Here is a 20,040-nt window from a genome sequence, read left to right on the forward strand (position 1 = left end):
GCTCACGCCACGGCGCGCGCCAACGCACAGTGCGACCAGAGCTGATGCAACGCACCGACGAGCTGTTCTATATCGGCATCGCTGTGGAGGGGGGTCGGCGTGATACGCAGTCGCTCGGTCTTGCGCGGAACCGTCGGGTAATTGATCGGCTGCACATATACACCATGGTTGTCGAGCAGAATGTCCGAAATCCATTTGCACTTGGCGGCATCACCCACCATCACCGGGACGATGTGGCTGGGATTGTCCATATGCGGAATACCACGGGCGTCGAGCAGACCGCGCAGTTTTCGCACGCGTTCCTGATGACGGACACGCTCGAACGGGCTTGCTTTCAGATGCTGGATCGATGCAACGGCACCGGCCGCCAGCGACGGCGGCAGTGCGGTGGTGAAGATGAAACCGGAAGCAAACGAGCGGATGAAGTCACACACGGCAGCCGATCCGGCAATATAACCCCCCATCACGCCGAATGCCTTGCCGAGCGTTCCCTCGATGATCGTCAGGCGATCCATGATACCTTCGCGCTCGGCGATACCGCCACCACGCGGGCCGTACATGCCAACCGCATGAACTTCGTCCAGATAGGTCATCGCACCGTATCTGTCGGCCAGATCGCAAATTTCTTTTACGGGCGCGATATCGCCATCCATCGAATAGACGGATTCGAAGGCAATCAGCTTCGGCGCGGCCGGATCGGCTGACTTGAGCTTTGCCTCGAGGTCTTCCAGATCATTATGTTTCCAGATGACCCGCTCACAGCGACCGTAACGGATACCCTCGATCATCGATGCGTGGTTAAGCGCGTCGGAGAAGATGATGAGGCCGGGAATTTTCTGGCCAAGCGTTCCGAGCGTAGCCCAGTTCGAAACATAACCAGATGTGAAGATAAGAGCCGATTCCTTGCCGTGAAGATCGGCCAGTTCGCGCTCGAGCAGAACATGGTGGTGGTTGGTGCCAGAAATATTCCGGGTGCCTCCCGCACCCGCGCCACAGTGATCGATGGCGGCCTTCATGGCTTCGACAACTTTCGGGTGCTGGCCCATGCCCAGATAGTCGTTGGAGCACCAGACGGTTACATCCTGGCGTTCGCCATTGGCGTTGTAACGCGTCGCACGGGGGAAGTTACCCTGTTGCCGCTCTATATCAGCAAAAACGCGATAGCGTCCTTCAGAGTGCAGGCCTTGCAGTTCCGCCGTGAAAAATGCTTCGAAATCCATTCCATGCTCCAGAATTGATCGCAGTGTTTTCCGCCTCGTGGCTGAAACCGTCAAGCCCGTATGGCCTGTTTAGCCACGCCTGCGTCAATTCGCCGTTGTTTTGAACCATTCCAATAAAGCTCTTATACGCTCTGATGAAAAGTGCAAAATTGATCCACATCAAAAAACCGAGATTTTTGGAACCTTTTACGCCTTACGCCGTTCTTTGGGACACAATCAATCTACGTGGGGGGGTAATGCCTTGGAAGAGGAGGCTTCCCTAAAGTAAATTGAATTGATAGTTATTTGTGGCGGTCGGAGAATTGCAGTCGCCGCAGAGATAAATATGGGACGCCTATCGAGCCGAAGAGCTCATTGTAACGTTGGAGAGAGTTTCATGAAAAAGGCAATCATATTTGCGCTGGTCGGCCTGTCGCTTGCAAGCTGCACCCAGACCGAAAAGGGAGCTTCTATCGGCGCCGTTTCGGGTGCTGTTATTGGTGGCGCGATCACCGGCAACGTCCGCGGTGCGGCAGTCGGCGCAGCAATCGGTGGTGTCGGCGGCGCCCTCATCGGCAACGCGTCCGAGCCGGGTTACTGCTACTACCGCGACCAGTACGGCCAGCGTTACACGGCACGTTGCCGCTAATCACACGACGCATAATCGTTGCACAGAAGCCCCGGTTCCCCGGGGCTTTTTGCATTTGGGACAGTAAAATGGTGCCCGAGAGTCCTCAAAGCGGTTCATTTATGATTAAATTGCAACGTTAACGGAGAGGAAACAGGTTGGGGCGAAAATAAACGCTCAACCATAAAGCAGCTTATGCAAAGAACACGGACTGCCCCGAAGACAGGTATTGCGTATCGGAAGGCTGGCACTGCTCTGGCGGTAGCGGTGACGCTTGCCGTGTATCCTGCCCTCACCCGCGATGCCTACGCTTTCAAGCTCTTCGGCATTCGGCTATGGGGTTCGGACGAGCCTGAGGTCGAGGTAACCAATCCGGTCAAGTATTCGGTCACCCTGAATGCACCCGACGCGGACAAGGGTCTTCGCGGCAGCCTCGAAAACAGCTCTCTATTGCTCGCGGACAAGGACAAGCCTGCCTCGGGCGATCTCGGTCTTCTCATCAAGGCGCGCGACGATCGTGACCGGTTGATTGCAGCACTTTACGAAAACGCCCGCTATGGCGGTATCGTCACGGTCACGGTCGCTGGCAGGAATGTCGATGACCTGCCGCCAAACCCGGTCTTCGATCATTCGGCGCCCGTTCCGGTGATCATTACCGTGACGCCGGGGCCGGTGTTCACGCTTGGCATGGTGAAACTGGAAGGCGACGTAACAGGACGCAGTCTCGAAGACTATGGTCTGGTGACAGGCGGCGATGCGGGTTCTCTGGCAATCATACGCGCTGGCAACAAGCTGATAGACGATCTCAAGGCCGAAGGGCGTCCGCTCGCGAAACTGACAAAACGTGAAGCCGTCGCCAACCATGCCAACAATACCGTCGACATAACCATGGCAGCGGAGGGTGGCCCCATCGCTCCGCTCGGTACGGTCGCCGTGACAGGTGAAAAGACCGTTGATGGCGATTTCATCCGCCGCTATTCGCGGCTCAATGGGGGCGAGCCCTATTCCCCGGAAAAACTGCGCAAGGCAGCTGACAGGCTGAGGCAGCTCGGCGTTTTTTCCAGCCTTACGATCAAGGAAGCCGGGACGCTGGCGCGTGATGGCTCCATCCCGCTGACAATCGAGGTTTCCGAGGGAAAACACCGTTATTTCGGCGTTGGCGCACAATATTCAACGACAGAAGGTGTTGGACTTCAGGGATACTGGGGACACCGCAACCTCTTCGGAAAAGCGGAATCACTGCGCATCGAGGGCGCCGTTTCGCGTCTGGGCGAAGCATCCAGTTTCGAGGGCATGGACTATTCCGCGGGTATCACATTCACGAAGCCGGGCATGTTCAATCCCCGCACGACCTTCAAGACCAGCCTGATTGCCAAGACCGAGAATCCCGATACCTACGAGGCGCAGTCGATCACAGGCGCAGCCGGTTTCGCTTACGAGCTGAACGACACGGACACAGCCTCCGCCGGTCTTGAGGTGCAATGGACAGATACTGAAGATGCCTTTGGTAAAAACCAGTATCTGACAACCTCCATCCCGCTGGAATTCGTGCGGGACACCCGCGACGACAAGCTCAATCCGACCGAAGGCTTCCGGGCCTCCGTGGGTGCCAAACCGAGCTATGAGGCGTTGAACGGTACGTTCTTCTCGTCTTTCGAAGGCTCTGTTTCTGGATACAAGGGTTTTGGTGCGGAAGACCGACTCATCATGGCCGGAAAACTCTCCGGTGGCGTTCTGGTTGGTGGCAGCGACTTGCAGGACATTCCCACCACCCGCCGCTTTTATGCCGGTGGCGGCGGATCCGTTCGCGGTTACAGCTATCAGGAAATATCGCCCTATAACGCCGCAGGCGACGCAACCGGCGGCAGGTCTTATATCGTGACCTCCGTGGAAGCCCGCATCAAGGTCACCGAGACGATCGGCATCGTGCCGTTCATCGATGCAGGTGTCGTCTCTGCCGACCTGGCACCGGATTTCTCGGACATTCGCGCCGGTGCGGGTATCGGTTTACGTTATGCGACACCCTTCGGACCTTTGCGTCTCGATGTCGCCATGCCGCTCAAGAAATACGAAGACGGTAACAGTTTCGGTATTTACGCCGGTATTGGCCAGTCTTTTTAGGCTCTGCGGTCGAACAGCCTTTGAACTAAGTGTAGATTACCTTTTATGACGATGTTGATTCGATTGTTGAAATGGTTTGGCTACATCGCTCTATGCGGTGTGGTACTTGTTTTGCTTGCGATCTTATTCGTTGGCTTCACGCCAATCGGCGCCAAAATTGCGGCCACCCAGATTTCATCTCTCGTTTCCACACCGGATCAGACAATCGAGATTTCTCCGCCCAGCGGGCTGCTGACCGGACGCCTGCGTCTGGACAACGTCACGCTGTCCGACCGGCAAGGCCCTTACGCGCGCATCGACGACATCACTGTTAACTGGTCGCCGTTATCCTTGCTCGCCGGGACCTTTCACGCTGATCTGGTTGCAGCACGCTCGATCGAGGTGAAGCGCAAACCTCTCCCGCCGACAGAAAAAAAGGAAATAGACTCGAGCGGTTCGTCTCTGCCAATCGAGATCGGCATCGACAATTTCAGCTTCCCCGATATCAGCCTCGGACAACCGCTGCTCGGACGCGCTTTCGAACTGCGAGCCGAAGGCAACCTGAAAGCGGCAAGCGACGACATTCGGCTTTCGCTCGCAGCCAGCCGGAAGGACCTGCAGGATGCTACCATCAATGCCGACATCGCGTACCTGCCAAATGAAAACGTTCTGAAACTCAAGGCAGAACTGAGAGAACCACAGGGCGGATTGCTTGCAACGCTGCTATCGCTTCCGGACACACCGGCAATCTCGATCGACCTGAATGGCGAAGGTCCGCTTTCCGATTGGACCGGTGCACTCAGCGGCGACGTTGCCGGAAGCCGCGTCCTCAACCTGTCCGGCCGCCATGTTCTGGCAACGGATGGCGCACGCCGGATCGAAATCAACGGCGGAGGTCAGCCGGATCTGCTACTGCCTCCTGCATTCCGTCAGCTTTTTGCCGGGGAAACGAAACTCGACGCGACCGCAACGCTCTTCCCGCAGGGCCGGATAGAAGTTGGCAACAGTACGCTGGAAACAGGCGCCCTGCTTCTGACCGCTTCGGGCAATATCGACCCCGCTGGCCAGAACGACCTCAACGCCAATCTTATCGGTATGTCTGGACCGGTCGATTTTCGCTGGCCACTCGAAAATGGCGAGCTTCAAACGTCGATCGATGGCGTCGACCTTTCGCTGCGCGGCAATGCAGAAGCAGCCAGCCTCAACGCATCCGCCTCGCTTCGCAACCTGTCGTTACCGCAGGGAAAACTGGACAATGTCAAGCTGACCGCAACCAGCAACGACCTGAACCTCACGGATCGAAGCGGTACGGTAGAGACGGCATTGACCGTCAGCCAGTCATCGTTCGCAAGCCCCGATATCGATCGGCTCGTACGCGCACCCGTTACCATAAAAGCCCCCCTTCGCGTCACCGCGTCAGCGGTCGGTTTTGACGGTACCACGCTGGAAAGTGCCAGCATTGGTGGCACGATCAACGGCACATTCGACCTTGCCGCCAACCGGCTGTCTTCCGCCGTCCAACTTTTCGCATTGCCCGCAACATTGCCCGAGGCGCTTGCACCGAAGTTTGACACCACGATCGCCCTGCAGGGCGATGTCGATCTTGTCATTGGCGGCAGCACCAGCCTTCGCAACCTTGCGATCAGATCCGGCACGCTGGAAGCGGCAGGTGAAGTCAGCCTCGATAATGGCGCTATTCGCGCAAACCTGACCGGCACGTTGCCCGCCCTTGAAAAGCTGACACCGCAGGCAAAAGGTGCCGCCAGCTTCGCCATCGATGCCAGCGGCCCGCTATCCGCGCCTGATTTCAATATCAGCCTCAACTCTGAAAGTGCGATTCTTGCCGGACGAAAGCTGGAGTCCCTGAAGGTCAGCGCAAGCGGCAAGGCAGATCCTGCAGCGCCACAGGCAAAGCTGACGGCGAGCGGTAGCCTTGACCGGCAGGCCATCAATGTCGACGCAAACGTGGTGCAGACTGAAACCGGCACGGCCATACCTGAACTGAACGTGGCAGTCGGAAGGAACGTGCTGAAAGGACAGATACAGTTCTCACCGCAATTCCTCCCGGCTGGCAACCTGTCATTCGACTTCCCTGACCTTTCCCTGCTTGCGGCCCTTGCCGCACAACAGGCTTCAGGTGATGCCGCAGGCGACATCGTGCTTAGCAACAGCAATGGCAGGATTGCCGCCACGATAAAGGCGAATGGCGGAACTATCCGGCAGGGCACGACGACAATTTCAAAGCTGGCAGCAGATGTGACCATCGATGATCTGCAGGCACTGGCCATCAACGGCACCGTGAAGGCCGACAGCATCAACGCCGGTGCGGCCTCCATCTCCACGCTGACCGCAACGATTGGGCACTCCGGCACCACGACAGAATTCAATCTCGGCGGCCGATACGATAACGCCCCCCTTGTCGCCAAAGGCAGCGCCGAAACCGGCGGTTCGCCAATGACGGTGATGATCGACGAATTCTCCGCCGCGCCGAAGGGGATCCCGGTTCGCCTTGAAAAGCCGACCAGTATCGCCATTCAGCAAGGTACAGCGCGAATTTCGGACCTGACGATTGTAACGGGTCAAGGCCGCGTTGTGGTCAACGGCACGGCGGGTTCCGCGCTCGATGTGAAGGTCGATATCCGTGCCCTGCCCGCAAATCTTGCCAACGCCTTCGCAGCCGGGCTGGATGCGGCCGGTAATATTTCCGGCACGGTAGGCGCAAAAGGTGCAGCCTCCGATCCTGTCGTCACCTACGATCTGAGTTGGGCTGACGCGGTGGTGGCACAGACACGGGCAGCAGGCCTTGCTCCGCTCGGCATCAAGGCAACGGGCCGTTTCGCCGGTGGAAACCTCCAGATCGACACAAATGTAACAGGCCAGGGCGGTATGGCTCTCTCCGGCGGCGGTTCGCTCGGTATCGCCGGAAATCGCCCGATCTCCATGGCGTTTTCCGGTAATCTGCCATTTGCAGCGGTTGCCGCGCAAACGGCTGGACAGGGGCTCGATGTCAGCGGCACAGCCGCCATCGATGTAAAGATCAGCGGGAATGCCGCATCTCCCGTCATCACCGGTTCCGTGACAACCGACGGCACGCGTGTGACGGATGTACGCCGCAACCTGACGCTCAACGATGTCGGCGCCACCATCACGTTCGACCGGGATCGTGCCGTGATCTCTCGTCTTACAGGCAAGCTCGCGGGGGGCGGCACGCTTTCAGGATCGGGTTCGGTGGGCATAGCGGGTGGTTCCGGTTTCCCTGCCGACCTGACGATTACCCTCGACCGCGCTGGCTACAATGACGGCACGTTGGTCACGACAATCGTCAGCGGAACCCTTACGCTCAAGGGTCCACTGCTCAATGGCCTCGTGCTGGGCGGTAATCTGACACTGGACAGAAGCGCGATCACCATTCCCGAGCGCCTGCCTGCGTCCCTCACTGAAATCAATGTGAAACACAAGAACGCCCCGCCGCAGGTACGTGCCCAGATGAAGGCGCTCAAGGCGGATCAGGGCGGTAGCGGCAGTTCCTCGACGATCAATCTCGATCTGCAGGTCAACGCGCCGAATGGGATTTTCGTCCGCGGCCGAGGTATCGATGCGGAACTGACCGGTAATCTGACGATCCGCGGCACCGCGGCAGTGCCCGTCATATCGGGTGGCTTCGAAATGCGCCGCGGTCGCCTGGAAATCCTGACCCGCCGCCTCGATTTCAACACCGGTAACATCACCTTTGGCGGTGGCCTCGTCCCCGTGCTGGACATGGAAGCCCAATCGTCCGTCGGGTCGACCACGGTCACGGTTACCGTGTCGGGTAACGCCAACGATCCGGCCTTCGCCTTTTCTTCTTCACCGGCCCTGCCGCAGGATGAGGTCATGGCGCAGCTGATTTTCGGCCAATCCATGTCCAAGCTGTCCGCCCTCCAGATTGCCCGGCTGGCAGATGCCGCGGGACAGCTCGCCGGTGGAAGATCCACATCCCTCTTTGACAAGCTCAGAAGCAACCTTGGCGTCGACGACCTGGATATTTCGACTGACTCGGAAGGGCAGGCGCGCGTTTCCGCCGGCAAATATCTCAACGAGAGAACCTATCTCGAGCTTCAGCAGAGCGGTGCCTCCGGCGCCAAGGCGATTATCAATCTCGACGTCGGGCGTGGCGTGAAACTGCGTGGCGAGGCGGGTGGCGATGGCGAAGGCGCCGCCGGCATATTCTACGAGAAGGAATATTGAGAGCGTTCGCATTTAGGTTTGCGAAACGATCTTGTGCTACGAATCTCTCTCATGAGGCCGGAAAGCATTCTCCGACCGTTCAGGCACCAGGCAGAACGCCAAAATCCGCATATGCAAGTGTCGGTGCACTTGCTCTGGCCTCCACAGCGAGAATTGGGAAGAATTCTGATGGCAATGATAAACTCTACCAACTTTGGCGGCGAGACGCTGGAAATCATCGCATTCCGTCTTCACGATCAAGAATTTTGCGTAAAGACGACAACGATCCGCGAAATCCGCGGCTGGGCGCCTTCCACACCGATCCCGCACGCACCGAAGGACGTCATCGGCGTGATGAACCTTCGCGGTTCAGTTATCCCGATCATCGATCTGGCCCAGAAGCTCGGCATGAAGAGCACCGTTGCCAACGAGCGCAGCGCGATTGTCGTGGCCGAAGTACACAACATGGTCATCGGCATGCTCGTCGACCGCGTGTCCGACATTCTGACCATTCCTGCCAATCAGGTTCAACCGGTTCCGGAAATTTCCGCATCCTTCGACAAATCCTATTCCGAAGGCATCATTGCCAACGAACACGGCATGATCTGCTTCCTAAATCTTGCGAAGATGTTCAAGGGTACCGAGGCCGAAGATCTCGCAGCCTGAGCCCGCAATGATGCTGATGATCGCCAGAACCATATCGGGTGGAGATATATCGGCCTCGTTGTTACCAGAGCATAACAGCGCTCTCATTGATTGAACCATAAGAAGCCACTGGTGAAACCGCCCGGTGGCTTTTTTTTATTTTGCTGCCACCAAATCAAATAAGAACATTTTAATATTATTGTCTTCTAATATTTAAAGCCAAACGAAGTACGACGGGGTCACGATACACATAACGTTACTTCATTGAGGCTGGGACGAAGAGAGAATTCATCATGTTCAGGTCGCCATCGCAGCATAGCCGGGAATCGACATGCTCAACGGTGTAGCCGACAATTTGGGGGACGTCCGATGCTGGGATTGGGCAAAAGTGCAGACAACAGAAACGTTCTAGATGCAATATCCAAATCGCAAGCCGTCATCGAGTTTGATCTCAAGGGTAACATTCTGACCGCCAACAAGAATTTCTGCGCAGCGCTCGGCTACGAGCTGTCGGAAATCGTCGGCAAACATCACCGCATGTTCTGCGACCGAGATCTCGCGGCATCTCGCGAATATCAGGATTTCTGGGCTTCGCTGGCACGTGGCGAGTTTCAGGCGAATGACTATCGCCGTATCACCAAAAACGGTTCAGTCATCTGGATAGAAGCCTCCTACAACCCGATCTTTCGATCCGGCAAACCCTACAAGATCGTGAAGATCGCGACGGATATAACGGCGAAGAAGCTGAAAGCCGTCGAGGACGCCGGAAAACTCGAAGCCATTTCCCGCTCCCAGGCAACAATCGAATTTTTGCCGGACGGGACGATCATTACGGCAAATGAAAACTTCTGCAACGCAGTCAATTACGACCTGAAAGAAATTCAGGGAAAGCACCACCGCATGTTTTGCGACCCGTCTTACGCGGCGTCACCAGCCTATGGCGAATTCTGGCGAAGCCTGGCATCCGGAGAATTCATCTCCGACGAATTCGTTCGATATGGCAAGAACGGCAAGGAGATATGGATCCAGGCCGCATACAACCCTGTTCTCGATGAATCCGGAAAGGTCGCCAAGGTCGTGAAATTTGCGACCGACGTCACCCCGCGAATGAGCGCGATCAGCGTGCTCGCTGGTGCGTTGCGGGAACTCGCCAATGGCGATCTGCTGCAACGGCTGGAGAACAATTTCGTGCCAAGCATGGAACAGCTGAGGAAAGACTTTAACGAAGTCGTCGCCAAGCTGCAGTCCACCATGCAGACGGTTGCCCATAATGCTTCGACAATCGCATCGGGATCCAGCGAAATCCGCATGGCGGCCGATCAGCTTGCACAACGTACGGAACAGCAGGCCGCCTCCCTGGAAGAGACAGCTGCAGCGCTGGAGGAGATCACCACCACCGTGGCCGACGCCAGCCGGCGCGCGGGCGAAGCGGGAAAACTTGTTTCAAATACCAGAGACAATGCCGAGAACTCGGGAAAGGTCGTGCAGCAGGCCATTTCGGCCATGGATGAGATCTCGCGCTCCTCGGGTGAAATCACCAACATCATCGGCGTGATTGACGACATCGCTTTCCAGACCAATCTTCTTGCCCTGAACGCGGGTGTCGAGGCCGCACGGGCCGGAGAGGCGGGCAAAGGTTTCGCCGTCGTCGCGCAGGAAGTCCGCGAACTGGCTCAACGCTCAGCCGTTGCTGCCAAGGAAATCAAATCCTTGATCAATACATCCCGCGAGCAGGTTGCCAACGGCGTTGATCTCGTCGGAAGAACGGGCGAGGCCCTGCACGAGATTCTCTCCCAGATGGGCGAGATCAACACCAATGTTTCAGCAATCGTTGAGGCATCGCGAGAGCAGGCCAACGGATTGGCCGAGATCAACCAGGCGGTCAACGTCATGGATCAGGCAACCCAGAAGAACGCCGCGATGGTGGAGGAGACGACCGCTGCCAGCCACGGTCTGGCCAAGGAAGCCGCAGATCTGCATGAACTGCTCACTCAGTTCAAAATTGCAAACGAGCAACCGGCCCGGCCTCTGCAGACCGCTGAGATCCGCAAAGCGCCCGCCCCGGTCACAAGGCTTGCACCTCAGCCGAGATTTGCAGCAACTGGAACCTATGCCAATGTCGCCGCTGACTGGACAGAGTTCTGAGCTGCTCAGACCTTTATGATCAAAAAACGACACGATCCGGCCGGGTGAAGATTTCGAAGTCTTCACCCCGCACAATCGCCACCAATGTCATTCCGGCCTTCTCGGCGGTCTCGATGGCCAGCGCCGTCGGCGCGGAAATTGCGACAAGTATCGGACTGCCGAAGATGGCAGCCTTCTGCACCATTTCTACGGATAGTCTGCTGGTGACCACGACGATCCCGCCCCCACCCGAATACCCTGCGTTCAAAGCAGCACCGACCAGCTTGTCCAGCGCATTGTGGCGCCCGACATCTTCACGGACTGCGACAAGCCCCCTGCCCGGAACATAAAATCCGGCGCCATGAACCGCGCGGGTTTCGTGATTGAGAGGTTGTTCGTTATTCAGCGCCATGATCGCCTCGACGATTTCAGCGCCTGAAACCTTCAGGAGCATTGCACTGACATCAGGAACAGGACGGACCGCCTGCTCGATGGACTCGATGCCACACAGACCGCAACCCACCGGCCCCGCCATATGCCGTCGACGAATACGAAGCGCGTCAGCCTGATGATCTCGTAGAACCACCTGAACATCGAAACCCGATGCAGCCTCAAGCACGTCGATCGCATCGATCTCTTCACGGGTCGATATGATCCCCTCCGTCAGGCTGAAGCCGACGGCAAAGTCATCGAGATCGGCCGGGCTGGCCATCATCACAGCGTGGGTGGATCCGCCGTAGGAAAACGCTACCGGAACCTCCTCTGGCACCGACCTTCGACCAACATCGACAACGCCACCCTTCAATGCCGTTCTCGCTAAAGTTCTATAGCTCGACTCCGCAGACATGTATCGTCTCATTTCCTTATGACGGTCGCAATGACGCAACCGCTCCATACAGCTGACCCCAGCCAGTGCTGTGATCATCTCGACAGGCAGTTCACACTTCTGAGAGGATAGCGCGCAGAAACCCGGCATTCGACCATACTAAGGTATCAAAAACAAAAAAGCGGCCACTGGGACCGCTTTGTTGTTTGAAATTTTTTGTGGGCAGTCATTCCTTGGAACCCGCCCGGTTCTTTCAAGCAGCGACGAGAACCTCATGCAGGTTAGTCAGCTCATAAAGATGCTTTTCAAGCTTCGTCAGGTGATCGTGATGATGGTTGCCCTCATCGATCTCGGCCTTCGCAGCGTCGATCCGCTTCTGCAGCGTATCAGGAGAAATGTCGTCTGCCGAAACAGCCGATTCGGCCAGAAGCGTGCAACCCGTCGGCAGGATATCGGCAAAGCCGCCAAACACCACGTATTTGTGCTTCTCACCGGAGGCGAAGGTCACGGTGACGATGCCGGGCTTGATGGTGGTCATCGTCGGCGCATGATTGGCCATCACGGTCATTTCACCGAGCGTAGCCGGAATGACGACTTCCGTAACCGTCTCGGAAACGAGCAGACGTTCCGGGGAAACCAGTTCGAACTTGAAACTGTCAGCCATTGCTATTCACTTCTTTTCAATTACGCGGACGGGCAAGGGGTCTTTGTACGCAAACCGTGCAAAACAATGGTTCCGCACAATGCATACGGAGGCGCATGGAACAACCACGCGCCTCGTATTTCATAATCAGGCAGCTTCAGCAGCCAGCTTCTTTGCCTTTTCGATGGCTTCTTCCATCGAACCAACCATGTAGAATGCAGCTTCCGGCAGGTGGTCGTACTCGCCGTTCACCAGACCCTTGAAGCCCTTGATGGTGTCTTCGAGAGCAACCAGCTTGCCCGGCGAACCGGTGAAGACTTCAGCAACGAAGAACGGCTGCGACAGGAAGCGCTCGATCTTGCGGGCGCGTGCAACCGTAAGCTTGTCTTCTTCAGACAGTTCATCCATGCCGAGGATGGCGATGATGTCCTGGAGAGACTTGTAGCGCTGCAGGGTCGACTGAACCTTACGCGCAACTTCGTAGTGCTCTTCGCCGACGATCATCGGGTCGAGCATGCGCGAGGTGGAGTCGAGTGGGTCAACAGCCGGGTAAATACCCTTTTCAGCGATCGAGCGCGACAGAACGGTCGTTGCGTCCAGGTGGGCGAACGAGGTTGCGGGAGCCGGGTCGGTCAAGTCGTCGGCCGGAACGTAAATGGCCTGAACCGAGGTGATAGAACCCTTGGTCGTCGTCGTGATGCGTTCCTGCATCGCGCCCATGTCGGTTGCCAGCGTCGGCTGATAGCCCACAGCCGAAGGGATACGGCCCAGAAGAGCCGACACTTCGGAACCAGCCTGCGTGAAGCGGAAGATGTTGTCCACGAAGAACAGAACGTCCTGGCCCTTGTCACGGAAGTCTTCTGCGATCGTCAGACCGGTAAGAGCAACGCGAGCACGTGCGCCCGGCGGTTCGTTCATCTGGCCGTAAACGAGCGCAGCCTTGGAGCCTTCGCCGCCGCCGTGCTTGTTGACGTTCGATTCAATCATTTCGTGATAAAGGTCGTTACCTTCACGCGTACGCTCACCAACACCGGCGAATACCGAGTAACCACCGTGCGCCTTGGCGACGTTGTTGATCAGTTCCATGATGAGAACGGTCTTGCCGACGCCAGCGCCGCCGAACAGGCCGATCTTGCCGCCCTTGGCGTAAGGAGCCAGAAGGTCGACGACCTTGATGCCGGTGACGAGGATCTGGCCTTCCGTGGACTGCTCGACATAGGCCGGAGCATCCTGGTGGATGGAGCGCAGGTTGGTACGGTCGAGCGGACCGGCTTCGTCAACCGGCTCACCGATGACGTTCATGATGCGGCCGAGCGTCTGGTCGCCGACCGGGACCGAGATCGGAGCGCCGGTGTTCGTCACGGCCTGGCCGCGTACGAGACCTTCGGTCGAGTCCATAGCGATCGTGCGAACGACGTTTTCACCGAGGTGCTGAGCGACTTCGAGAACCAGGCGGTTGCCGTTGTTGTCGGTTTCGAGCGCGTTGAGGATCGGAGGCAGTTCGCCTTCGAACGCCACGTCGACAACAGCGCCGATAACCTGGGTAACCTTGCCAGCGCCGCTGACGGCTGCGGTTTTCTTGGGGGTAGCTGCCTTAGCCATTATCCTTACCCTCTTTCCTTACCTCAGAGCGCTTCCGCGCCCGAAATGATTTCAATGAGTTCCTTGGTGATCTGAGCCTGACGCTGACGGTTATAGGAAAGCGTCAGCTTGTTGATCATTTCACCGGCATTGCGCGTTGCATTGTCCATCGCGCTCATCTTGGCGCCCATTTCACCGGCAACGTTTTCGAGCAGCGCCCGGAAAACCTGAACCGAAATGTTGCGCGGAATAAGATCCTCGAGAATCGATGCCGCATCGGGCTCGTATTCGTAAACCGCATTGGCTGCGGCCTGATCCTCTTCGACAACCGGCGTTGCCGCCGGAATGAGCTGAAGGCCGGTCGGAACCTGGCTGATGACGGACTTGAACTCCGAATAGATCAGCGTGCAGACGTCAAACTCGCCTGCATTGAACAGGGCGATGACCTTCTTGGCGATCTGGTCGGCATTCTCGAAGCCGATTTTCTTCACGTCGCGCAGTTCGATGCGCTCGATGATGTTCGAGGCGAATTCGCGACGAAGGCTGTCGTAGCCCTTCTTGCCGACCGTGACGATCTTGACCGTCTTGCCTTCGGAAACCAGCTTGCGTGCGTGATCGCGTGCAAAACGGGCAATCTGCGAATTGAAACCACCGCAAAGGCCACGCTCGGCGGTGCAGACGACGAGCAGATGCACGTCGTCCTTGCCGGTACCGGTCATCAGCGCCGGAGCAACGTCCGCCTCTACCGCCTGGGCGATGTTGGCGAGAACGGCGCTCATGCGCTGAGAGTAAGGCCGGGCGGCCTCCGCAGCTTCCTGGGCGCGCCGAAGCTTCGCCGCGGCGACCATTTTCATCGCCTTGGTAATCTTCTGCGTCGCCTTTACGGAGGCAATGCGGTTTTTCAGATCCTTTAGTGAAGGCATCCGTTATCCGTCCCAGTCAAGAGCGCTAATTACGAGAAAGACTTCGCGAAGCTGTCCAGAGCGGCCTTGAGCTTGCCCTTGGTGTCGTCGCTGATAGCCTTTTCCGTGCGGATGGTGTCGAGGATCGCCTTGCCTTCCGAACGGAGGTAGGAAAGCAGACCCTGCTCGAACTTGCCGATCTGAGCGACCGGAACCTTGTCGAGATAACCGTTCACACCGGCGAAGATCACCGCAACCTGTTCTTCCGTCTTGAGCGGCGAGAACTGCGGCTGCTTCAGGAGTTCCGTGAGGCGTGCACCGCGGTTCAGCAGGCGCTGCGTGGAAGCATCGAGGTCCGAACCGAACTGAGCGAACGCTGCCATTTCGCGATACTGAGCGAGTTCACCCTTGATCGAGCCGGCAACCTGCTTCATGGCCTTGATCTGCGCAGCAGAACCAACGCGCGAAACCGACAGACCGACGTTAACAGCCGGGCGGATACCCTGATAGAACAGGTCGGTTTCAAGGAAGATCTGGCCGTCGGTGATCGAGATCACGTTGGTCGGAATGAACGCCGAAACGTCGTTACCCTGGGTTTCGATAACCGGCAGAGCCGTCAGCGAACCTGCACCCTTTTCGTCGGAGAGCTTTGCAGCGCGCTCGAGAAGGCGGGAGTGAAGGTAGAAGACGTCGCCCGGATAAGCTTCGCGGCCCGGAGGACGACGCAGCAGAAGGGACATCTGACGATAGGCAACAGCCTGCTTGGAAAGGTCGTCATAACCGATCAGGGCGTGCTGGCCGTTGTCACGGAAGTATTCGCCCATGGTGCAACCAGCGAACGGAGCCAGGTACTGCATCGGAGCAGGATCGGAAGCCGTTGCGGCAACGATGATCGAGTACTGCAGAGCGCCACGCTCTTCCAGAACCTTCACGAACTGGGCAACCGTCGAACGCTTCTGGCCGATGGCAACGTAGACGCAGTACAGCTTGTCGCCGTCCGGACCATTGTCGTGAATGGCCTTCTGGTTCAAGATCGTGTCGAGAATGATGGCGGTCTTGCCGGTCTGGCGGTCGCCGATCACGAGCTCGCGCTGGCCACGGCCAACCGGGATCAGGGCGTCGATGGCCTTGAGGCCGGTCGACATCGGCTCATGAACCGACTTGCGCGGAATGATGCCGGGAGCCTTGACGTCGACGCGGGCGCGACGGGTGGCGTTGATCGGGCCCTTGCCGTCGATCGGGTTACCAAGCGCGTCGACGACGCGGCCGAGCAGTTCCGGACCAACAGGAACGTCAACGATGGCGCCGGTCCGCTTTACGGTGTCGCCTTCCTTGATGTCACGGTCAGAACCGAAGATAACCACACCAACGTTGTCGCTCTCGAGGTTGAGCGCCATGCCGCGGATACCGCCAGGGAACTCGACCATTTCACCAGCCTGAACATTGTCAAGGCCGTAAACGCGAGCAATGCCGTCACCAACGGACAGCACCTGACCGACTTCGGAGACTTCCGCCTCGTTGCCGAAATTTTTGATTTGATCTTTCAGAATTGCGGAAATTTCCGCGGCGCGGATATCCATCAGCCAACCTCTTTCAGTGCAAGCTTAAGGGTGGAAAGTTTGGTGCGAAGAGACGTATCGATCTGACGCGAACCGACCTTGACGATCAGACCGCCGAGAATCGACGGATCGACCGTGACGGCAACCGCCACATCTTTGCCGGTAACGCTCTTCAGCGCCGCTTTCAGTTCAGTTTCCTGCGCTGCATCGAGCGCATGGGCCGAAGTCACTTCGGCGGTGATTTCGCCGCGGTGAGCGGCAGCAATGGCACGGTAGGCCCGGATCATGCCGGGAACAGCGAACAGACGGCGGTTGTTCGCAACAACCTTCAGGAAATTGATCGCCAGACCGGCGATGCCAGCCTTCTCGCAGATCGCCGAAATTGCCTTCAGCTGGTCCTCGGCAGAAAATACCGGGCTCGCAACCAGACGCTTCAAATCGTCGCTTTCATCGAGAAGCGCGCCGAACCTGTCGAGATCGGACCCGACCGCATCAACCGCACCCGCTTCCAAAGCAAGCTCGAAAAGCGACGACGCATACCTTTCCGCTACACCGGATGTTCCATGGGAGGTATCTGCCACGGGCACTTTTTCCCTGCTAATCGTCCAAGATCGCCAACGAAGGGGATCCTTCGTATCAAAGTCTTGAAATCGTTTCAATTTCCCCGAAAAAGACTGGAATTCCCCCCTGTCTTTTCCCAATTTCGCGGTCCGTCTAGCATAGGATGCCGGGACTCGCAACACGCGTAATAACGGAAAGCGCGGTTTGAACAAGGGGGAAAGCGCTTAAATTTTCGGATTTCGGCGTGGATGCGCACCAGTTGCGGCAGAAATGCCGACGGGTGGGTGTCAGACCAGCCCGAAAACATAGCTCAGCGAAAGCGCCGAGAGCAGAAGATGCACAACCAGAAGTATGAAATTCCGCAATGTTGCCCCTCCGTCCGAGAGGATCGAAAGGATGACGCCGAAGACCGCAAGCGCAAAAGCAGCGCCGAATGCGAGGTAGACCATCGGCTGCGCGAGCAGCAGCGCCGCCGCACCCAGACCGAGATAAAATCCGGCAAGAGACGAGCGGATCAGAACGTAACCGTCCTGGCGCCCGCCAGTGGGCTCAAGGCCGAAAACGCGAAGCGTGATACCAGGAGCGAACATGAAGACAAGGCCAATCACGACCGACAGTGCCGCCGCACCGAACGCCAGTTGCTCGCCAAACTCCGTCGGAAAATAAAACTCCATCATGCTCCCCAAATCACCTGTCACCCTGAACGCCTTATGGCATGGTCGCGTCTTCGGGAAAACGGCCTCATTGCCAAAGTTCAGAGGAAACTTTGCGGATCGATGTCAAGCTGCACGTGAATGCTGCCCCTTTCCTTCGGTCCGTTTGCCAGCAGCGTTCGAAGAAAGGACTGCATGTCGGAGTTCCGCCGGCCATGCACCAGAAGACGGAAACGGTACCGGCCGCGGATGAGCGCCAGCGGCGCTTCCGCCGGACCGAGCAGCATGATGCCGGCAGCCTGCGGCGCGGCGGCGCGCAGTCCGCGCGCATGCCCCTCGGCCTCAGCCCGGCTATCGGCCGATACGATGACGGAAGCCAGACGTCCGAATGGCGGCAGCAGGGCCTTTTCCCGCTCGACGATCTCGCGTTCGTAAAACGCGGAGGCATCGCCGGACACGATGGCCTGCATCACCGGATGCTGCGGCTGATAGGTCTGGAGAAGACCATGGCTCTTCAGACCCGTTCGCCCTGCACGCCCGGTAACCTGCGAAAGCAACTGGAATGTCCGCTCGGCGGCACGCGGGTCGCCATTGGCAAGCCCAAGGTCGGCATCAACGATACCAACCAGCGTCATCAGCGGAAAGTTATGCCCCTTGGCAACGAGCTGCGTGCCGATAACGATGTCCGCCTCGCCCTTGACGATCGCTTCCAGTTCCAGACGCAGGCGCTTGACGCCCATGAGGTCCGACGAGAGCACGATTGTGCGAGCCTCGGGGAAATGTTTCTCCACCTCTTCGGCAATCCGCTCCACGCCCGGCCCGCAGGCAACCAGATGATCAAAGGTGCCGCATTCGGGGCAATGATCCGGCGTGGGTTCGTTGTGACCGCATTGGTGGCATTGCAGCTGACTACGGAAACGGTGCTCGACAAGCCAGCTCGAACATTGCGGGCACTGGAAACGGTGGCCGCACACACGACAGAGCGTCAGCGGCGCATATCCACGCCGGTTGAGGAACAGCAGTGCCTGCTCACCTTTTTCGATAGTCTTGCCGATACCCCGCAGAAGAACCGGAGAGAGGAAGCCCCCCCGTTCCGGCGGATGCCTGCGCATATCGACAAGATGCAGATCCGGCATGGCCGCATCACCGAAACGCGTGTGCAGATGGATGGTATTGTAACGTCCCGAGCTTCCGTTGACCTGGCTCTCGACCGATGGCGTTGCCGATACCAGCACCACCGGAAAATCAGCGATCCGCGCCCGGACGACCGCCATGTCGCGAGCGTTGTAGAACACTCGGTCTTCCTGCTTGTAGGCCGGATCATGCTCCTCATCGACGATGATGAGGCCGAGATTGTCGAAAGGTAGGAACAATGCCGAGCGTGCGCCAGCCACCACCTTGACCTCGCCGGTGACGGCCTGCCGCCAGACCTTTTCGCGCATGCGCGGCGAAAGATCGGAATGCCACTCCGCCGGTCGGGACCCGAAGCGATCATGGAAACGATCGAGAAACGCAGCCGTCAGCGCGATCTCCGGCAGCAGGATGAGCACCTGCTTTCCCTGCCTTAGAGTTTCCGCAACCGCTTCGAAATAAACCTCGGTCTTGCCGGAACCCGTCACACCATCGATCAGGGAAACGGCAAAGCTGCCCTTTCTGACGTCGTCCAGAATTTCCGACGCAGCCTGTTTCTGCGGTCCTTCAAGACGAGGCTCCACGTAATCGGGATCGGGTTCGGCCACTACGGGCGGCGCAGGAAGAAAGACGGTTTCGAACACACCCTGCTTGACCAATCCGTCGACAACACTGGTCGAAACGCCCGCCGCATGCGCCAGACCGCTTTTCGTCCAGCCATGCCCTTCCGCTGCAAGCTCCATAACCCGCTCGCGGGCAGGCGTGAGCCGCTCAGGCCGCCCTTCGGTCAGACGCAGCCCCTCGATCATCGGCTCCGGGTCGAATGCGGCAGGCGCGCGAAGCGCCATGCGCGCAACGAGGCCGGGCGGAGAGAGCGTATAAGCCGCCACCCAATCGATGAACCGGCGCATTTCCGGCTTCAGCGGCGGACAATCGAAAGCCTTCGTGATCGGACGCAGCTTCTTCGGATCAACCTTGTTGGCATCGCCCTCGTCCCACACGACGCCGATGACCTGCCTCGGACCGAGCGGCACCTGCACCACCGAACCAGGCTCAATCACCATGTCCTCGGGAACGGAGTAGCTGTATGGTCCCGGCGCAGGCATCGGCACCAGCACGGGCACCGAACGCACAAGTGACGGCGGATCGAACAGTACGCCAAACAGATCGGACGAATCTTTTGCCATGATATGGCGACCATGCCCCGACGGAATGAAAAAGGAAACCGCCCGGATGTAATGGGCGCGCGCCGTGAAGTCCACGCCTTAACCAAATACTGACC

At 58.1% G+C, this 20,040-nt stretch carries 14 protein-coding genes; 5 read left to right on the top strand and 9 right to left on the bottom strand.

The genetic code is table 11. The features are described from left to right. Positions 1 to 2 precede the first annotated feature (2 nt). Positions 3 to 1,220 carry a 5-aminolevulinate synthase gene (gene hemA / locus N7578_RS21270; protein WP_311112201.1) on the bottom strand — a complete coding sequence of 406 codons (1,218 nt, stop codon included), beginning with the start codon at positions 1,218 to 1,220 and terminating at the stop codon, positions 3 to 5. A gap of 376 nt (positions 1,221 to 1,596) precedes the next feature. Between hemA and N7578_RS21275 the strand changes: the two genes are divergently transcribed. The 5 genes from N7578_RS21275 (at position 1,597) to N7578_RS21295 (ending at position 10,923) form a co-directional block, all read left to right on the top strand. After that, positions 1,597 to 1,848 carry a YMGG-like glycine zipper-containing protein gene (locus N7578_RS21275; RefSeq protein WP_003504940.1) on the top strand — a complete coding sequence of 84 codons (252 nt, stop codon included), beginning with the start codon at positions 1,597 to 1,599 and terminating at the stop codon, positions 1,846 to 1,848. A gap of 174 nt (positions 1,849 to 2,022) precedes the next feature. Next, positions 2,023 to 3,948 (top strand): autotransporter assembly complex family protein, encoded by a 1,926-nt coding sequence (locus tag N7578_RS21280; protein ID WP_311112202.1) that lies wholly within the window; start codon positions 2,023 to 2,025, stop codon positions 3,946 to 3,948. A gap of 45 nt (positions 3,949 to 3,993) precedes the next feature. Continuing rightward, positions 3,994 to 8,154, top strand: a complete 4,161-nt coding sequence (locus N7578_RS21285; RefSeq protein ID WP_311112203.1) for a translocation/assembly module TamB domain-containing protein — start codon at positions 3,994 to 3,996, stop codon at positions 8,152 to 8,154. A 168-nt stretch (positions 8,155 to 8,322) separates the two neighbouring features. Continuing rightward, on the top strand, positions 8,323 to 8,799 hold the full coding sequence (locus N7578_RS21290) for a chemotaxis protein CheW (protein WP_311112204.1): 477 nt from the start codon (positions 8,323 to 8,325) through the stop codon (positions 8,797 to 8,799). A 348-nt stretch (positions 8,800 to 9,147) separates the two neighbouring features. Beyond that, on the top strand, positions 9,148 to 10,923 hold the full coding sequence (locus N7578_RS21295; protein WP_311112205.1) for a methyl-accepting chemotaxis protein: 1,776 nt from the start codon (positions 9,148 to 9,150) through the stop codon (positions 10,921 to 10,923). 19 nt (positions 10,924 to 10,942) lie between these two features. On the opposite strand, the gene fdhD is transcribed toward N7578_RS21295, so the two are convergent. From fdhD to N7578_RS21335, 8 genes are all read right to left on the bottom strand, one after another. Beyond that, positions 10,943 to 11,749 (bottom strand): formate dehydrogenase accessory sulfurtransferase FdhD, encoded by an 807-nt coding sequence (gene fdhD / locus N7578_RS21300; RefSeq protein WP_311112206.1) that lies wholly within the window; start codon positions 11,747 to 11,749, stop codon positions 10,943 to 10,945. 232 nt (positions 11,750 to 11,981) lie between these two features. Then, entirely contained in the window at positions 11,982 to 12,392 is a 411-nt protein-coding gene (locus N7578_RS21305; RefSeq protein WP_311112207.1) for a F0F1 ATP synthase subunit epsilon, read from the bottom strand. A gap of 126 nt (positions 12,393 to 12,518) precedes the next feature. Next, positions 12,519 to 13,973, bottom strand: coding sequence for a F0F1 ATP synthase subunit beta (gene atpD / locus N7578_RS21310; protein WP_311112208.1), 1,455 nt, complete (start codon positions 13,971 to 13,973; stop codon positions 12,519 to 12,521). A gap of 23 nt (positions 13,974 to 13,996) precedes the next feature. Continuing rightward, the gene (locus tag N7578_RS21315) at positions 13,997 to 14,875 is read right to left on the bottom strand and encodes a F0F1 ATP synthase subunit gamma (RefSeq protein ID WP_311112209.1); all 879 of its coding nucleotides are present in this window, start codon (positions 14,873 to 14,875) and stop codon (positions 13,997 to 13,999) included. 29 nt (positions 14,876 to 14,904) lie between these two features. Further along, positions 14,905 to 16,434 carry a F0F1 ATP synthase subunit alpha gene (gene atpA / locus N7578_RS21320; protein WP_311112210.1) on the bottom strand — a complete coding sequence of 510 codons (1,530 nt, stop codon included), beginning with the start codon at positions 16,432 to 16,434 and terminating at the stop codon, positions 14,905 to 14,907. Beyond that, a complete protein-coding gene (locus N7578_RS21325; protein WP_311112211.1) occupies positions 16,434 to 17,000 on the bottom strand; it encodes a F0F1 ATP synthase subunit delta in 567 nt (188 codons plus the stop codon). The genes atpA and N7578_RS21325 overlap by 1 nt, the downstream gene beginning before the upstream one ends. 261 nt (positions 17,001 to 17,261) lie before the next feature. Next, positions 17,262 to 17,648: a phage infection protein gene (locus N7578_RS21330; protein WP_311112212.1), complete on the bottom strand. Its 387-nt coding sequence runs from the start codon at positions 17,646 to 17,648 to the stop codon at positions 17,262 to 17,264. A gap of 80 nt (positions 17,649 to 17,728) precedes the next feature. Continuing rightward, positions 17,729 to 19,945: a primosomal protein N' gene (locus N7578_RS21335; RefSeq protein WP_311112213.1), complete on the bottom strand. Its 2,217-nt coding sequence runs from the start codon at positions 19,943 to 19,945 to the stop codon at positions 17,729 to 17,731. Positions 19,946 to 20,040: the final 95 nt, after the last annotated feature.

Source organism: Agrobacterium tumefaciens, from assembly GCF_031801495.1.
GTDB lineage: Bacteria > Pseudomonadota > Alphaproteobacteria > Rhizobiales > Rhizobiaceae > Agrobacterium > Agrobacterium tumefaciens_K.

What these genes read in the sequence shown, in the direction of transcription:
- N7578_RS21285 (WP_311112203.1), top strand. Translation starts at nt 3,994, where the DNA reads ATGACGATGTTGATTCGATTGTTGAAATGGTTTGGCTACATCGCTCTA.
- N7578_RS21315 (WP_311112209.1), bottom strand. Translation starts at nt 14,875, where the DNA reads ATGCCTTCACTAAAGGATCTGAAAAACCGCATTGCCTCCGTAAAGGCG.
- N7578_RS21280 (WP_311112202.1), top strand. Translation starts at nt 2,023, where the DNA reads ATGCAAAGAACACGGACTGCCCCGAAGACAGGTATTGCGTATCGGAAG.
- atpA (WP_311112210.1), bottom strand. Translation starts at nt 16,434, where the DNA reads ATGGATATCCGCGCCGCGGAAATTTCCGCAATTCTGAAAGATCAAATC.
- N7578_RS21275 (WP_003504940.1), top strand. Translation starts at nt 1,597, where the DNA reads ATGAAAAAGGCAATCATATTTGCGCTGGTCGGCCTGTCGCTTGCAAGC.
- hemA (WP_311112201.1), bottom strand. Translation starts at nt 1,220, where the DNA reads ATGGATTTCGAAGCATTTTTCACGGCGGAACTGCAAGGCCTGCACTCT.
- N7578_RS21290 (WP_311112204.1), top strand. Translation starts at nt 8,323, where the DNA reads ATGGCAATGATAAACTCTACCAACTTTGGCGGCGAGACGCTGGAAATC.
- N7578_RS21295 (WP_311112205.1), top strand. Translation starts at nt 9,148, where the DNA reads ATGCTGGGATTGGGCAAAAGTGCAGACAACAGAAACGTTCTAGATGCA.
- fdhD (WP_311112206.1), bottom strand. Translation starts at nt 11,749, where the DNA reads ATGTCTGCGGAGTCGAGCTATAGAACTTTAGCGAGAACGGCATTGAAG.
- atpD (WP_311112208.1), bottom strand. Translation starts at nt 13,973, where the DNA reads ATGGCTAAGGCAGCTACCCCCAAGAAAACCGCAGCCGTCAGCGGCGCT.
- N7578_RS21335 (WP_311112213.1), bottom strand. Translation starts at nt 19,945, where the DNA reads ATGGCAAAAGATTCGTCCGATCTGTTTGGCGTACTGTTCGATCCGCCG.
- N7578_RS21305 (WP_311112207.1), bottom strand. Translation starts at nt 12,392, where the DNA reads ATGGCTGACAGTTTCAAGTTCGAACTGGTTTCCCCGGAACGTCTGCTC.
- N7578_RS21330 (WP_311112212.1), bottom strand. Translation starts at nt 17,648, where the DNA reads ATGGAGTTTTATTTTCCGACGGAGTTTGGCGAGCAACTGGCGTTCGGT.